Raw genomic sequence first — 16,271 nt, 5'->3', positions numbered from 1 at the left:
TGCGACGCGGTAAAATGGCTAAAACACCAACTTTTACATATTTTGTCAGAAAAGAAAGAGTCACTTACCTCGCGCATTACTCTTGGACTTGCCTTTGGCATCCTAAAGCTTTTTGCAAAACTGCCTTACCCCGTTGTTATGGCCGCTGGACGTACTCTCGGGCGTATTTTATACCGAGTCAAAAGCAGACGTTTAATCGTTGAAGCTAACTTACGTTACTGTTTTAGTAAGAAGACGTTTGATCAACGTCAGGCCATGACCAAGAAGCACTTCTTAGCGCTAGGTGAAGGTTTTGCTGAGCTGACGCTGGCTTGGTATAAACCTTTTGATAAGTTGGAAAAGTACCATGCTATTAAAGGTCTTGAACACTATGAAAATGCCAAAGCAAGCGGTCAAGGCATCTTGTTTTTGGGTTATCACACTACCAGCCTAGAACTCGCGGGTGCGATTATGGCGAAATATCTTGATTTCGCAGCTTTTTATCGACCGAACAAAAATCCTGTGTTGGATAAGCATATCCAGCAAGGCCGTAACAACCGTAGTAAAACCATGGGCCGCAACGATATTCGCTCTATCGGTAAGTGGCTCAAAAGCGGTGAAGGTTTATGGCTGATGCCCGATCAAGATATGGGGCGTCACAGCACAGAGTTCGCTCCATTTTTTGGTAACCCAGCTAGCACACTTACCTCGCCCCAGCGTATTGCCAAGCTTGGCAAGGCTAAAGTTTTACCTGTGAGTTACCACAAAAATCAACAGGGTGTGATGACAATTGAAGTGTTACCGGAGATCGAGTTTACCGGTGATGATTACATTGATTGCACCATGACTAATAAAATACTTGAGGCTTGTGTGATGCAGGCTCCTGAACAGTATTACTGGGTGCATCGACGTTTTAAAACACTTCCAGAGGGCCAGCGTAGCGTTTATTACCAAAAGCCGCCAAAGCTTAAAAAGATTTCCAGCAAACAGCATGATGGTGCCCTTTACTCAGGCAAAATACTGTCTCGCGACAACGGCTTACCTAAGCTCGTGAGAACTATTGATGGTCAATTACTCAACGTGTTCTATCGCGGTACCAGCTTTGGAACTGACTTAACTCGGAAAGAGCTTAGCACCATGCTTGAAAAGTGCGCCATGTTCACTTTCCGTGGTTTTTACACCATCTCTCCCAAAGAGTTTACCTTTTGTGATGAACGAGAAGCTTACATGCTCCGCTATCAAGAAACCCCTGGCGTTGCGCTTCACCATATTCCACAAAGCCGTCGTCACCCAACAGCTATCGTACTCGGGAACTGGCTGGCCCAACTTCATAACGAAGGGATCAAATTAGGTGAGATTCGTGAAAGTAATATTCAGCTACTGCCCAACGGTAGCCCAATATTACTTAACCCAAGAAGTTGTGAATTCTATCAGCGGGAATTAAACGATAAAGCTCGTGAGAAAGATATTACTCAATTTATTGATGCGGTAGGCTTTCTGGCGCAAGACGACTCTAGCCAACAGCTTTTCCGCGAACAATATCAGCTGAATCGTCTGAACGAAGTAGACGACAAACACCTTAATGAGACAGGTCAAGCGTAGCGACTAGGCCATCGACGGTACTCTTGACGTCATCAACATTGATCAATGCCATGGCAGCTCTATCGTGTATCCGGGTTCGCCACGGCACCACTCTCGGATCTTTGTTCAAAATGGTTTTAACTGCCTGATCAAACTTATCAATAGTCGAGTCTTTAAATAAATAGGGTCCCGACAGTCGACTCGAAGCCACAGCATAGAGACCTATGACTGGAGTATTCATCGCATTGGCGATATGCGCCGGCCCTGTATCTGGCGCGATACAGAACTGAGCGTGCTCCAATACAGCAGCCAATTGCTGTAAGCTTGTTTTCGCTACTAGGTTAACGATTGGTATACCACCGACTCGCTGAACCTTTCGCTCTACTTCAGAAGCTAACTGACGTTCAAACTCCGCATTACCGCCAGTAAGAACCGCCGGCAAGCCGTACTGCTTATAACAGTATTCAATCACTTGAACATAACGATCTGCAAACCAGCTCCGTTCAAGTTTACTCGCTGCTGGATTGACGACGATGTATTTTTCCGGGAGTCCAAATGATGTTATATCCTTATCAACGGTTATGCGCCAATTAAAGTAATCATCAGGGTAGTTCCAGTTTATTGGTTGTGAATCCACGCCCAACTTTTTAGCAAATTTACGAAAACTGTCATGTAGGTGTTCGTGTTCGAAGTCAATTCGCTCATTAGTGAACAGCCACTGTAACTCCCGTGCACGGACTTTATCAAAACCTATCTTCCTTTTTGCTTTTACCCATGGATAGATAAGGTTCGCTCGCGTGCTCGCCTGCATTGCTAACAGAACATCATATGACTCGTCGAGTAACTGCTTAATGTTACGATAGTCTTTTAAAGATTTAGGCTTATCTACAGGGATATAGGTTAGTCGCGGATGCGTGGAGTCTTTAAGCAGTTGATAAGCGGCTCTACCGATCAACCAGGTCACTTTAGCTGCTGAATTTTGTTCAAGTATCGAACGAATCACTGGCAACACTAAGGTACAGTCTCCAATAGCAGAAAGGCGTACCACTAAAATGTTCACATGTGTTCCTTTTTGTACAAAGCTATCGTCGATAAGCTGATGTAACGCCCTGCTTTGATGCCGCGATAGAGTAACCAGAACGAAGTGATTGCGCGCATGGCGAGGAAAGCGAAGAACGCCCACCATAACCCATGATTATCATACCCCTTGGTTAAGAAGTACATTGGGATAAAGCCTACCGCCACCGCAAGAATCATGGAGTTGCGCATGGTGGTAATCGCTGATGCACCGATAAAGACACCATCCAACCAGAACCCCCAGATAGCGACCAGTGGGATCAGAATAATATAGATATGATAAGGTTCGGCTTGCTGCCTGACGGACTCGATGTCAGTGATCCAACCAATAAAGGTTTCAATAAAGAGTAAAAACGCTAAGCAAAACAGTAAGCTAGTGATGATCGACCAAAAGCCACCAATATTAATGCTAGCTCGAAAGTCTCTCCATTTATCTCGACCGAGGGCACGACCAACCTGAGCTTCTACAGCATTGGCAAAGCCGTCTAAGCCGCTTGAGATGACCAGTAAGAAGTTAAGTAACACCGCATTAACCGCCATCACTGCATCACCCAGCTCGGCGCCACGGGAGTGGATAGTGAAAAAGACCAACTCCAACGATAAGGTACGAATCAACAGATCGCCATTTAACCGCAATAAGCGCTTGAGTTTAGCCCACGCTAATTGAAATTTTTCCTTAATTGGGAACTTTTTAAGTAAACCCTTTAAGCAAATCGCTGCGTAAATAAAACCTAAAATTTCTGCGATAACACTGGCTATGGCAACTCCATCAACTGCCATGCCAAATCCTTGCACAAACAGCAGATCCAGGCCAACATTGAACAGATTGATAATCAACAACATAACAAACGGCACACGTGCATTTTGCATGCCGATGAACCAGCCAATCATAACAGCGTTCAGCAGCGTAAAAGGCAAACCCCAAATACGGGTATTCCAATACAGTAATACGCTTTCTTCAACATCGCTCGACCCTTCAACCCACCATAAAATAACGTCAATAATCCAAGGGTTGAGTAACAACGTTAGTGTAGCAACCGACAGCGCAAGCAACGAAGAGAGGTAAAGCCATTGTCGAATGTCATGGTGATTGCTGGCGCCGTAAGCCTGTGCAACCAGGCCTGTGGTGATCATGCGCAAAAAGCCCATGGTCCAGACAATAAAGGTAAATAGTGCCGCGCCGAGACCAACGGCAGCCAGATGATGTGATTCTGGGAGGTGCCCCATTACGCCTGAGTCAACCAGACCAACTAACGGCACCGTCATATTAGACAGCAGCATTGGCGCAGCAATGCGCCAAGTACTACGATGTTGTTGCTTGTCGCTTAAATCTTCCTTGATATCCTTCAGCGACCAGATGCTCACAAACCGTCCTTAAAAAGCAGAGAGATTACTGCCCAGCTGCGTGGATATCGCCCGCTTTATCACGCAAAATATTGTAATCTTCCGAAACGGTTTTGATCAGATCTTTGTGTTTCGGTGTTTGATCTGGCGAAATATAAGCATAACGACGGCCTAGAGGATCAATCACAAACCAACGTGCAGTATGTTCGACTAAATAGTTATCAGGATCATCATGTCCCGGAACTTTAAAAAAACTAACGCCAATAGACTTTGTCAGTTTTTGAGTTTCTTTTAAGCCTGCATTCACACCAACAAAGTCTGGATTAAATGCTGGGACATATTTGGCGAGTTTCTCTAACGTATCCCGCTCAGGGTCAACTGAGACCATAATCACTTGAGTATCCTTGAGATACTCTTGTTCAACATTCTTCATCATGCCGTTGATGTTACTCAATGCTGTCGGACACACGTCTGGACAGGTCGTAAAACCGAAGAAAACGATGGTCCACTGACCTAAAAAGTCACTCTCGGAAAACTGTTCACCATTGTGTGTTTTACCTTCAAAAGCGGCAATTGAGCGAGGTTGATCAAAAGTTCGGATAATCTCCATTCGCTTTTCAGCAAATAGCACTTGATAGCCAACCACACCAGCAACCAATGAAAGCAGTGCTGCTATAATGATGATTAAACGCGCAGAACCTAATTGTTTTTTCATAACCATACTCGTCTGTTGTTACGTTTTAATGCAAATGATTAATCAACGTTAGATAAATGGATCAACGTAGTGATCGATTAACAATACTGCAAATAATAGAGTCAAATACCCAATCGAGACGCCGAACGTCTTCATCGCGACGCCTTCTTTTTCGCGGTATTTTAACACCATGGTGTAATACAAGAACCATAACCCTAATGCCACGGCGCCGATCAAATAGATGATGCCACTCATGTGAGTTAAGTAAGGCAACAGTGTCGACAAAATCAGTAAGACCGTATACAACACAATTGACGTTTTTGTGAAATCCTCACCGTGCGTCACCGGTAACATTGGAATCTCAGCCTTAGCGTAATCTTCAATACGATGGATTGATAACGCCCAAAAGTGCGGCGGCGTCCATGTGAAGATAATCAGAACTAACAACCATGCATGTGGATCCGCACTGCCAGTCACTGAAGTCCAGCCCAATAGCGGAGGAATTGCCCCTGACAAGCCACCAATCACAATATTCTGTGGCGTTGCTCGTTTAAGGAACATGGTGTAAATAAAGGCATAGCCGACTAAACCACCTAACGTTAATACTGCGGTTAAAGGATTCACCAAGAACCACAACATAGCCATCGCTATCACTGCCAAAGTCGCCGAGAAGGCAATCGCTTTGGCTGAGCTGACTCGACCTTGCGCCACAGGGCGTTGCTGTGTTCGCGCCATCATGGTATCAATTTTGGCATCCACCACATGGTTAACCACCGCAGCTGCACCCGAGGCAAGCGCGATACCAATAGTGCCGAAAATCAGCGCATTGATTGGGGGGAACCAGCTTTGCGTCACATCATTGGCCAAAAACATGCCGACCACGGCAGTAAAGACCAATAAGTAGACGACTTTCGGTTTCGTCAGTTCATAATAATCGCGCCAAGTAATCGGTCGCGGATTAGGATAATTCTTTTCAGCTGACATTCTTCCCCCTAAATTGCCAGTTGACCACAAAATTGACCATGATCAGTGCCAGTAATAACAAAGCACCGCCGCCGTTATGAGCGACTGCTACATAAAGCGGTAAGCCAAAGACGATGTTGCTGATACCGAGTAACATCTGACCGATTAAGATCAGCATTACAGCTCGCCCAATATGGCGCAGCAACACGCTATCGCGCTCACGGATCAATAAAATGGATAATAAACCAATAACTAAAAATACAATGTAGGCACCGATTCGATGCGTCACGTGGATCGCTACTTTCTCATCATGCTCCAAGACACCACCTTCATAGTTAATGAAAGTTTCGCCGCGGGCATGCGCCAAGTCAGCTTCCATTTTCTCAAGTTCGTGCAACTTGAACTCATCAAATTCGAAGCCCTTCTGCCACAAGTCAAATGCTCCCACAAAGTCCGCATTTTTCGTCCAACCCGTGTTACAGAACGGTAGCTCAGTACAAGCTGTAGCGGCATAGTTTGATGCCGTCCAGCCACCTAGAGCAATTTGCACCACGACCAAGACCAAGCCTGCCATGGCAAGCGTTTTAAATTTCTTTGCCACCACTTGCGATAAAGAAACGATTTTCGGTCGAAGTTGTAATACGTACAGAAACAACAGGGTTAATATCGAGAAACCGCCCAATAAATGCGCCATCACGATAAACGGATGGACCTTGAGCGTTACCGTCCACATGCCAAGAAGCCCTTGGAATATCACCAACGGCAGTAAAATGCAGGGTAATACAATTGGAATCGAAGGGTCTTTGCGACGTCCAACCAAGGCTCCAATAAACAGAATTACAATCAGTAAACCAATACCCGAGGCAAAATAGCGATGGATCATTTCTGGCCACGCTTTGTCTGCTTCAAACTTCTGGTTGTATTTCAATTCCGCGGCATTGATGAATTCAACATCGCTTGGCACCGTATAGTGCCCGTAACATCCAGGCCAATCAGGACAGCCTAAACCAGCATCACTTAACCGTGTCCACGCTCCCAGCAAAATCACGCACAGGGCTAAAAAACAGCCAAAAACCGCCAAGCGGCGTAAAGTTCTTTTTTGCATTGCTCTCTCGCTATACTCTTCGTATACCTTAACGTTTAACTATTAGCTAAACGCAACTTTTTACAAAACCGTCTAAAAGGTCGTTCCAAGCCAGTCGTTACAGGCCGGTAACCTTCATTGCTTTGCGAACGTCATCACGCAAACCTTTACTGCTCGCAATCGCTTCGTCCTGAGTATGGACAGGCTCGTATTGCATAAACAGGTTGCCATGTGGGTCCATTAGATAAACCTTGCCACGCTGTAACTGCGGGTTACCGCCAGCAATTGAACCTTTAGCTAACACGATCTTATCAGCATCTTCTACTTTCTCTTGGCCTATGACCTGAGAGGGAAAGACCACTAAGCGCTTTAACTTGTCAGCTTGTTTGCCCAGAGCAAGATGATTACGTGTTAACCACTTCACCGTGGTATCGCAGGTTTGCGAACAGTCGTCTGATTTAGGAAGGTAGACCCACCACCACTTGGTTTCGAACTCACGAAAGTGAAGTTTCTCACCTTCCGCAGTCTGCCACTGATACTGCTCAAAGTGTGGGTATGGCGCTTCTAGCAAAGTGCCATTATTCTGCGTTGCAATGTTAAACCAACCCATGTAGTGCGCTACATAAGCTAAAATGACGGGGGCTGCGAATAATAAAACCAGTCCAGAAACGACACGACGGTTCTTTGTTCGCTGTTTAGGATCAACTGTTGGTTGACTCATTGTGCTTTACTCGCTTCAAGTTCAAAATGATGAATAACATGACCAGGGCGAATGCCATGGCAAACCACTGAATCGCATAAGCGATGTGCTTTTCTGGGGGACTAGCGACTAGTGCCCACTGACGCACAAACTTACTTTGTGTATCAGGTTGCATCCTGATAATGAACGGGGCGCTATCATACCCCATTTTCTCCACTTTTTCTGCAAGAGTTTGAAAATCAAACTGCCCTAAAAGCCACACACCGTCATACTCTTGCCACACGGCATTACTGGCAACCACCGCGTTAGCGCCTTTTGAAAAATATAACGAACCCTCGAGCTGTTGCGTTTCAAAAGCTGGGATTTCTGGGACCTTCTCATAGAAGTCCTTCCGCGGCAGCCATCCTCGGCTGACCAAAATCGGTTGCTGACCACCGCTAGGTTGCCATAGACCATAAATTTCATAACCCAAGCGGCCATCTCGTGTCTGATTATCAATCACTAACGTCACATCAGAAACGGGGGTTCCATCACTGATGATCCGTGTCATGTCGGGGGTTTTCAGCGCTATCGCCTCATCTAAGGGCACAGGAGCTTGTTTTGACTTAAGCTCCAATGCACTGTTCAATTGGCGCTTTTCCTCAGCACGATCAAGCTGCCAGACACCTAAGCGAAGCAACACTGGTAGCAACAAAATGAAGCCAAGCGTGGGGATCAGGCTAGGTTTAAAGACACGGCGGCCTATTGAAAGGTGAAATAAGGGCTTTTGCCACAATCGCTGCTTTTTTGGAGAATCACTCAAAGCACAACCTTCAGTTTTTGTGCACAAACCGATGACTCAAGACTTTAAGGTTCCACTCATCAACTTTTCTCGTATAATGAGCCGAATAAAGTCAAATTCGTCGTAGAGCACATTATGTGGGTTAAAGTTGTCGTTATTATATTAATGCTGGCCATATTATTCAGCCTTTTTCGTGGTTTATTCTTCTTAAATAAAGGCGGTGAAGAAAACAGCAGAAAACTGGTCAAAAGCCTGAGCTGGCGTATTGGCCTCAGTTTATTGCTTTTCATCGTAGTGATGTTGCTCGACCATTACGGCGTTCTCAACATGCGTGAAGGCGTGTTACCGGTAGAAACCACACCAGAATCAACTGTTGAGACTACTGATGAGTCAGGTCGATAACCAAGCACCTGAACATAAACCGGTAAAATATTGCCAACACTGCGGGCAGAAAACCTTTCGCCCGCACCGAAGTGTTCGTGAGCTCTTGTGGGAGTTTGTTGAAAATTGGTTTGGCTACGACTCAAAGGCCTATAAAACGGCACGAGCATTGTGCAAACCTGCAGCACTGACACTCGATTATTTCCGTAACGCTCACCACCATAATCATTATGTAACGCCGATTCGCCTCTATATTTTCCTTTCCATTATTTTCTTCTTACTGACCTCGTTTGGTGGTTTAAATGTCACCTCTCTCGACATAGAAACTCAGCCGGCTGACAAAATTGAGGAAGAGATTAACCAGGCGGTACAAGCTAACCCCTTGTTGGATGAGGGTGTTCTAGAAGAAAACCCATCAAATGGAGAAACAGAAACCGAGCCAACGCTGCCCAGTAACTCGACACCTGAGGCGGAAGCCCCAAACCCTGCTGCTGGCAATGACGCAAACCGTGAAGTCAACGATGACTTACTCGAAAGCTGCAACAACCCAGAAGACATGATCGTCGTTTGGCCAGAGTGGCTCGATAACTATTTTGACGGAAAAGTTGCTTCGCTGTGTGAAGCGTATCAAGATATCAATTACCTTCCGCAGTACAAACAAACTCACGCCAAGGCGCAGTTTTTCCTAAAGCTGGCCCAAAACGCTATTGAGTCACTGCCGCAGGCATTTTTATTTACCTTGCCATTATTAGCTTTAGTACTGAAAGTTCTCTATATACGCCGCAACCATTTATACGTTGAACATCTAGTGCTGCTAATCCATTCGCACAGTTTTATGTTCGCCGCCATTCTGACCTATCTCGGCTGGCATCAGCTGGAGAAGGTATTTACGTGGCTCGACTATATTCCTGTAGACTGGGCGTTATTAGTGTGGGCGATGATTTATCTTTACTTATCCATGAAGCGCCTGTATCAACAAGGGCACATCTGGACCATCATAAAATTTATTGTTTTTAGTTTTATCTACTTGATGGTATTCGGTTTTATCATGATAGCGGCCCTAATGAAAGCCATGATCTCAGTGTAATGATTATTGCCAGCGCTGCTCTTAGTCAAAGATCATTCGCTGGCATAGCCTTTCATTAACAAATCCCAGTCAGGATTTCGCCAATGAAACTGTGGCCACTTCTTGCTTTCCTTTTCCAAAGATCGCTTCAATCGACTTAAGTTAGATTCTAAGTTAGAAGCGTTCGGCTCAACAAAGCGGCCCTTATCAAAATCAATCAGCCACAATTTTCCTTCATCATTCATCATAATATTATGAATATTGAGATCCGAATGGTAGACCCCTTGATCGTGGAACTGTCGAATCAAGGCTCCAACTGCAACCCACTCACTTTCAGTAAGTGCTCGCTCACGTAAGATATGGAATAAATCTTGAGACTGCTCAATAAGACGAATGATAATAGAAGCGCGGTAAATGAGCCCCGCCTTGGTAACGAGTAAAGCGACAGGCTTTGGCACAGGTAAACCCAGCTTACGCATTTTTTTCAACATGGCTTGTTCTCGGTATGCCCGAGTTTTCCTGATGCCTAAGAAAAAATAACTGTCTTCGACCCATTTTGATAACAAGCCGCCTCGGAAGTATCGCCTAAGAACGAAGCCTTTGCCGTTCTTCTCAAAAAAATACGTGGTACTGCGTCCTACAGACTGACCTATGATGTCATCATTTTGTTGTAATTGTTGTGGGTCAAACCAATCCTTTGAAACCTTATCACGGTACTTTTTAGTCGCTACGAGGTATCGATTCTTATCAACTTGTTGAATTTTCACTCAAACTCAATCAATGTCGCGGTTGGTTTATGCCATACTATACATTAAAATCTGAAGTATCCCTAACACTCATTCTTGGGCATAACCTTGATTACGACGTCAACAAACTCTCCACAATCGATCTGTATTTTAAGACTCTCTGCCATTGGCGATGTTTGTCATGCCGTATCATCGGTTCAGGCGTTACAAAAAACCTACCCACAAGCTCAAGTCACTTGGGTTATTGGTAAAGTTGAAGAAAAATTGATTGGGGATTTACCTGGAGTCGAGTTTGTCGTATTCGATAAAAGTCTGGGCTGGAAGGCTTACCGCCAACTCAAACAGAGCATGAAAGGACGTCATTTTGATGTATTGCTTCATATGCAGTTGGCTTTTCGAGCAAATTTAGCGGCATTCTTCATTCCCGCCAAAACAAAGATAGGATTTGCCAAAGAGCGCAGTAAAGAACTTCATTCCTTATTTGTTAACCAACACATCTCAGACTCTCGTGGGTACCATGTGTTAGATGGCTTTCGAGACTTTGTGCGAGCAATTGGTGTCGAAGATAGCTTACCAACATGGGATATTCCCATCCCACACGAAGCCAAAGCTTGGGCAACAAACTTCCTGCCGAAAGAACCTTTCGTCGTTATATCACCGGCTGCCAGTAAAGCGGAACGCAACTGGAACACGGAACGGTATGTCGCCATTTCCGACTTTTGTCACCAGTTAGGGTATCAGGTATTACTCACGGGAGGTCCCTCAAGCTTTGAAAAGGAACTCTGTGCCAATATTTCTAAAGCCTCTCGGGCCTATACCATTAGTTTGGCTGGTCAGACCGATTTAAAACAACTATTACTGACGTTAAAGAAAGCTCAACTCGTCATCGCACCGGATTCAGGTCCTGCCCACATGGCCGTCACGCAAGGTACGCCAGTCATAGGCTTATACGCGCATAGTAATCCCAAGCGCACGGGGCCCTATTTGTATCAGCGCTTTATTGCAGACGCTTACACCAAGTTAGCTTGTGATGAGCTCAAGATTGAGCCTGACGCGATCCCTTGGGGCTACCGTCTCAAAGGCGATAACCTGATGCAACATATTAGTGCTGAGCGCGTTTGCAACTTGATTGAACAAGCCATCGACTTTTATGCCCTTGAGCAGCCCTTAAGCGAATCACCTAACGAAGGCTCCGTTTAAATTGCTGCGTAAAGCACCATCCCGATTAACACAATCGCCACCGCCGCTTTACAGACATCAATAAAGATACCCTCGGCATCATAATCACTCTCAAGTTCAGTGTTGATTTCGCTGTTCTGTTTCATGGTTCTTCCCCTTTCAGTTTGTTAGTTCACTGAAGTGACACACACTTCCCTTCAGTCCACATAACTATCAAACCCTATTTTTGGTGAAGGGTGTGTTTATAAATGTAAATAGCTGTGTCTAACACTGACAGTTGAGCAAAAATTCAATCACTTAGATCCAACTCATGTCTAAATATGTCGCAAACCAAACCAGATGTTACTTGTTCCGAACTAAAAACTGGCCTTTAGGGTAATACTGAGTTCAACGCCATCAACAAAGTCAGAATTCAAGGGTGATGCCAGATCAATGTTGATCACCTTACGGCCGCTAGAACGCGCGATAAACAAGCGTAACCCAACGCCAGCGCTGACCAAAGTTCCGTCTTCTTGATTGACATAAGGTGTATCGCCACTGACACGTCCTGCATCGACAAAAGCTGCATATCCAACATTCAGTAACTTAAACCAAGTCGTGCCAGGGTAATACCGCTTTTCAAAATTCAATAAGAAGCTTTCTTCACCATGCTGGTACTCAAGTGGATAACCTCGTAGGCCCGACTCTCCACCGAGCGATATGGGACGATCAATATAGGGGTTGTCAGCGCCCCGGTAGTGCAGTTTACTATAGAGAATATGTTCTTGGCTGGAGTGGTAGAAGTGCTCCAAACCCATTCCATAGTATGAGGTGACGCCTAGCGGTCTTCCTTGTGCATCGATGCTGTCACCTTCAGAGCTGGCATTGGCAAAAAAGTGCAGCAAATGGTCGTCATGCGGTTTTGTCACATAACGCCCTTTCCAAAAAGCCACAGCGCCTTTTTCTTTACCGAGTTCATCGGTGTTATAGCCAAGCTTTAGACGATGATACCAGCCGAACTGCACATCCTCGGTACGACCTATCAAATACAGGTTTTTGGTTTGAATAAACTCATCTTTCTGATATTCCAAACCGAACCAAACATACTCCAACCCTCTGTCATAAGGTAACGCTGTCGTATCTGCTAGTGCCTCGAAGTGATGTTCGTCTTTGCTGTAACCAACGGAATATCTCAAAGAATGTCCATTAACAAGCCCCTTAGAAAGGCCAAAAGATAGATCATACTGGTCAATATCTTGCTCAAAAATATTGACCGCTTCGTCATTACTATAAATGGTATCGCGTAATTTTTGTGAATTATAAAAGACCCCAGCTGACCAGGTGTCTTCTAATGTATAGAAAGGTTTTTTCAACGATAATGAATATTGCTCGCCATCTGAATTGTTCGACAAAGCGACGGCACTTTGAATGTGATGCTCAGTTGAAACATCTGTGGCCAGTACTAACGTGTGGCCAGAACGATCGTCTTCTTTAAAGTATTCAAGTGTGGCGCGTAATCCGTGTCCCAGCAAGTTATCATCTTCAATCCCATAAGCATATTCCGTCACACCACCTTCTCGACTGACGTCAACAGTAGGAACCAATGTCCAAGTTTCCCACGTTTCAACTTTAAGATTTATTCCACGGCCATCTTCAGCTTCCTCCCAACTCACTTTGGCATCTCTTAGAAATCCCTGTCGTCTTAGAATTCGGCCGGCCTCTCTGAGGAGACGTTTGTGTACAGTATCCCCTTTTTTAAAAGGTAATAATCGTTCAATCACATAGGGTTTTGTGTCGATATGAAGCTCATCCGCAGTTTCATAGAGCCACCCTGTACGTTCTTCCTCACTGAAAATAGGGTGTATCACGATCTTGATATCGTTAATGAAATATCCGTGCTTATTGACTGCATCACCTGCAGCAACTTTTGAGTCATTCGCTGTAGCGGTCAAGCTGGCCAAAAAGCACAACATGACTCCGAAAAACTGTCGCATATGCTCCCTATGTCATTTTTATTAAACAACATCATAGAGTATATCCATATTTTCCCCAAATAGCTGTCATACACTCGTAAAAATGCTTTAAATTGTAGGATCTTAATCACACAATCGTCACATAAAAGTCATGAGGGGCTGATACAGTAAGCGCAACGAATAGATCAGGTAACACCAATGACATTACCATCTACTCACGCTGAGAAAGCGCGTTATCGAACAATCTGGATCTCAGATACTCATCTAGGCAGTAAAGGCTGTCAGTCTAAGTTACTGCTTGAATTCCTCAAGCACATCGAATCCGAAAAACTATATCTTGTCGGCGACATCATCGACTGCTGGCGACTTAAAAATCGTTGGTACTGGCCTCAAGAGCATAACGATGTGGTGCAAAAAATTCTGCGCAAAGGACGCAAAGGTTGCGAAGTCATATTTATTCCAGGCAATCATGACTCCTTAATTCGTAACTATGCCAACATGTCTTTAGGCAACGTTAAGATTTGTGAAGAAGATATTCACATCACCGCCCAAGGTAAACGTTTACTAGTACTGCATGGCGATATTTTTGATAACGTCATGCGCTTTACCCCATGGTTAGCAACGATTGGCGATCACCTTTACGAGTTTCTTTTAAAACTTAATCGTCCTATTAATAAGTTCCGACAAAAGTTTGGCAAAGGTTACTGGTCTTTGTCCGCTCACCTAAAAATGAAAGTTAAGAATGCCGTGAGTTATATTTCTCAATTTGAGGAAATTGCTTCTGAGCACGCCAAGAAACAACAAGCTGACGGTATTGTTTGTGGCCACATACATCATGCTGAGATTCGCCAATTTCATGGCATTGATTATTACAATGATGGGGACTGGGTTGAGAGCTGCACAGCTTTGGCCGAAGATTTTGAGGGTAATTTATCTATATTGAACTGGCATCAGCTACGACAACACTATATTTTGGAAGAACTTCCTGAGTTAGCAGTCACTCACAACGAAGGCCTTTAGAACTTTTGGTTATAGTAACATCTGACCAGAGAGAAAATATCTAAAATATATTTGCAAAGGTCAGCAGCTGTGTTAATCTCAACTCAAACGCTGAACGCAAAAATGAATTTCGATAGCATTCAGCAGCAACTTAACAAGCATTTGGAACAAAACGTAAGAAGTATTTATGTTGAAACAAGCCCTTAACAAGCTCTCGGTGAGCTTCATTGTGATTAACGTGATTGTGGTGATTTTATTACCGCAACGAGGGCGCGTGTGAGTTAAGAAACACAACGAATGACGAAGCCCTCGAACTGAAAAGTCCGGGGGCTTTTTTTTGATTAACTTAAAGTGCATTTAGCAGATTGGAGGTAAGAAGCAAACTCAAAAGCAGCGAACGATATTTAGGCGAGGCCTAAAATCAAATCAAACACGGAGTTTACGAACAGTAAATGAGTATTTTGAGTTGATTTTTAACGAAGCATAAATAAGTGCAGCAATTTTGAGTAGCTTCTTTAAATTATGAACTTACTAAACTCGGTCATTATCGTCGTCTTAATCATTGTGGTGATTTTATTACCGCAACGGGGGCGTTATTGAGCAGAAAAAAGCAACTAACAACCGAAGCCCCCGCACTGAAAAGTCCGGGGGCTTTTTTTTACATGAAATTTTTTAACTACTTTGACAACACAAGATAATTCAACATTGGAGCAATTATGAAAGTTACGTACGACACAGATATCAACATTGAAGCGCTTAGAGACAAAAAGTTAGTCGTTTTAGGCTATGGTTCACAAGGCTTTGCCCATTCTAATAACTTAAAAGACAGCGGTTTTGATGTGACCGTAGCGCTACGCAAAGGTTCGTCAACGTTTGAGAAACTTGAGCGTAGCAACATGCCTGGTGCCGAGCTTGAGGAAGCGATTAAAGATGCAGATTTGGTCATGATGCTACTACCGGATGAGAACCAGCCTGAAGTTTACCAGCAATTTATTGAACCGCATCTGAAGCCCGGCGCCAGCTTAGGATTTGCTCACGGTTTCAATATTCACTTCAATCAAATCACACCTCGCGATGACATTAACGTTTTCATGGTGGCACCTAAAGGTCCTGGACATACGGTTCGCTCTACTTATATAGAAGACAGCGGCGTTCCCTGCTTAGTCGCGGTATACCAAGACGTCACTGGTAACACAAAAGAACTCGCCTATGCCTATGCCAGCGCTATTGGAGGCGGTCGAGCTGGAGTCATCGAAACCAGTTTCAAAGAAGAAACTGAAACTGATTTATTCGGCGAACAAGCAGTGTTATGTGGTGGAACCGCAGCCTTAGTTCAAGCAGGCTTTGAAACCTTAGTCGAAGCCGGTTACTCCCCAGAAATGGCCTACTTCGAGTGTCTGCATGAATTAAAACTCATTGTCGATCTGATGTACGAAGGTGGCATCAACACCATGCGTTACTCTATTTCTAACACCGCCGAATACGGCGATTTAACTCGTGGCAATCGTTTAGTTACCGAGGAAACGAAGCAGTCCATGAAGAACATATTATCTGAAATCCAAAGCGGGCAATTCGCCAAAGAATATGTCGACGATTGTCGTAACGACTACCAAACATTACATAAATTACGTCACTCGCATTCTGAGCATCAGATTGAAGTGGTTGGTGCCAAGCTTCGTGGCATGATGCCTTGGATTAAGAAGAAACCCTTGGTTGATCAAACCATCAACTAGCACAGGTGAACT

16 protein-coding genes are annotated in these 16,271 nt (G+C 44.4%); 6 read left to right on the top strand and 10 right to left on the bottom strand.

Annotation, left to right across the window (positions count from 1 at the left end):
- The first annotated feature begins 42 nt into the window (after window positions 1-42).
- Window positions 43-1,581 carry a lysophospholipid acyltransferase family protein gene (locus KFK88_RS02915; protein ID WP_223577158.1) on the top strand — a complete coding sequence of 513 codons (1,539 nt, stop codon included), beginning with the start codon at window positions 43-45 and terminating at the stop codon, window positions 1,579-1,581.
- Here the strand turns inward: KFK88_RS02915 and KFK88_RS02910 are convergent.
- The 7 genes from KFK88_RS02910 to KFK88_RS02880 form a co-directional block, all read right to left on the bottom strand.
- Window positions 1,559-2,620 (bottom strand): glycosyltransferase family 9 protein, encoded by a 1,062-nt coding sequence (locus tag KFK88_RS02910; protein ID WP_223577157.1) that lies wholly within the window; start codon window positions 2,618-2,620, stop codon window positions 1,559-1,561. The genes KFK88_RS02915 and KFK88_RS02910 overlap by 23 nt on opposite strands.
- The gene (locus KFK88_RS02905) at window positions 2,617-4,002 is read right to left on the bottom strand and encodes an MATE family efflux transporter (RefSeq protein WP_223577156.1); all 1,386 of its coding nucleotides are present in this window, start codon (window positions 4,000-4,002) and stop codon (window positions 2,617-2,619) included. Before KFK88_RS02905 ends, KFK88_RS02910 begins: the two co-directional genes overlap by 4 nt.
- A 25-nt stretch (window positions 4,003-4,027) precedes the next feature.
- Window positions 4,028-4,696, bottom strand: a complete 669-nt coding sequence (locus KFK88_RS02900) for an SCO family protein (protein ID WP_223577155.1) — start codon at window positions 4,694-4,696, stop codon at window positions 4,028-4,030.
- 48 nt (window positions 4,697-4,744) lie between these two features.
- The gene (gene cyoE / locus KFK88_RS02895) at window positions 4,745-5,659 is read right to left on the bottom strand and encodes a heme o synthase (RefSeq protein ID WP_223577154.1); all 915 of its coding nucleotides are present in this window, start codon (window positions 5,657-5,659) and stop codon (window positions 4,745-4,747) included.
- A complete protein-coding gene (locus KFK88_RS02890; RefSeq protein WP_223577153.1) occupies window positions 5,649-6,743 on the bottom strand; it encodes a COX15/CtaA family protein in 1,095 nt (364 codons plus the stop codon). Before KFK88_RS02890 ends, cyoE begins: the two co-directional genes overlap by 11 nt.
- A 97-nt stretch (window positions 6,744-6,840) precedes the next feature.
- Window positions 6,841-7,443, bottom strand: coding sequence for a hypothetical protein (locus tag KFK88_RS02885; protein ID WP_223577152.1), 603 nt, complete (start codon window positions 7,441-7,443; stop codon window positions 6,841-6,843).
- Window positions 7,424-8,224 (bottom strand): SURF1 family protein, encoded by an 801-nt coding sequence (locus KFK88_RS02880; protein WP_223577151.1) that lies wholly within the window; start codon window positions 8,222-8,224, stop codon window positions 7,424-7,426. The genes KFK88_RS02885 and KFK88_RS02880 overlap by 20 nt, the downstream gene beginning before the upstream one ends.
- A 114-nt stretch (window positions 8,225-8,338) precedes the next feature.
- Here KFK88_RS02880 and KFK88_RS02875 point away from each other — a divergent pair, with 114 nt between their 5' ends.
- Window positions 8,339-8,605 (top strand): twin transmembrane helix small protein, encoded by a 267-nt coding sequence (locus KFK88_RS02875; RefSeq protein ID WP_223577150.1) that lies wholly within the window; start codon window positions 8,339-8,341, stop codon window positions 8,603-8,605.
- Window positions 8,589-9,671: a DUF3667 domain-containing protein gene (locus tag KFK88_RS02870; protein ID WP_223577149.1), complete on the top strand. Its 1,083-nt coding sequence runs from the start codon at window positions 8,589-8,591 to the stop codon at window positions 9,669-9,671. The genes KFK88_RS02875 and KFK88_RS02870 overlap by 17 nt, the downstream gene beginning before the upstream one ends.
- Before the next feature lie 32 nt (window positions 9,672-9,703).
- Here KFK88_RS02870 and KFK88_RS02865 read toward each other — a convergent pair whose 3' ends face one another.
- On the bottom strand, window positions 9,704-10,417 hold the full coding sequence (locus KFK88_RS02865; protein ID WP_223577148.1) for a 3-deoxy-D-manno-octulosonic acid kinase: 714 nt from the start codon (window positions 10,415-10,417) through the stop codon (window positions 9,704-9,706).
- Window positions 10,418-10,504: 87 nt separating this feature from the next.
- On the opposite strand from KFK88_RS02865, the gene KFK88_RS02860 reads away from it, so the two are divergent.
- Complete coding sequence (locus KFK88_RS02860; RefSeq protein WP_223577147.1) at window positions 10,505-11,596, top strand: glycosyltransferase family 9 protein; 1,092 nt, start codon at window positions 10,505-10,507, stop codon at window positions 11,594-11,596.
- On the opposite strand, the gene KFK88_RS11870 is transcribed toward KFK88_RS02860, so the two are convergent.
- Complete coding sequence (locus KFK88_RS11870; protein ID WP_263296328.1) at window positions 11,593-11,721, bottom strand: hypothetical protein; 129 nt, start codon at window positions 11,719-11,721, stop codon at window positions 11,593-11,595. The genes KFK88_RS02860 and KFK88_RS11870 overlap by 4 nt on opposite strands.
- A gap of 210 nt (window positions 11,722-11,931) precedes the next feature.
- Window positions 11,932-13,548: a BamA/TamA family outer membrane protein gene (locus KFK88_RS02855; protein WP_223577146.1), complete on the bottom strand. Its 1,617-nt coding sequence runs from the start codon at window positions 13,546-13,548 to the stop codon at window positions 11,932-11,934.
- Between the two features lie 177 nt (window positions 13,549-13,725).
- Here KFK88_RS02855 and KFK88_RS02850 point away from each other — a divergent pair, with 177 nt between their 5' ends.
- Together KFK88_RS02850 and ilvC are read left to right on the top strand one after the other, a co-directional pair.
- Window positions 13,726-14,547 (top strand): UDP-2,3-diacylglucosamine diphosphatase, encoded by an 822-nt coding sequence (locus KFK88_RS02850; RefSeq protein WP_223577145.1) that lies wholly within the window; start codon window positions 13,726-13,728, stop codon window positions 14,545-14,547.
- Between the two features lie 695 nt (window positions 14,548-15,242).
- Window positions 15,243-16,259, top strand: a complete 1,017-nt coding sequence (gene ilvC, locus KFK88_RS02845; protein WP_223577144.1) for a ketol-acid reductoisomerase — start codon at window positions 15,243-15,245, stop codon at window positions 16,257-16,259.
- The last annotated feature ends 12 nt before the right edge of the window (window positions 16,260-16,271 follow it).

Source organism: Kangiella taiwanensis (assembly GCF_020005165.1).
Lineage (GTDB): Bacteria > Pseudomonadota > Gammaproteobacteria > Enterobacterales > Kangiellaceae > Kangiella > Kangiella taiwanensis.
The sequence above is the reverse complement of the archived record's forward strand: the minus strand, read 5'-3'. Positions and strand labels throughout refer to the sequence as shown.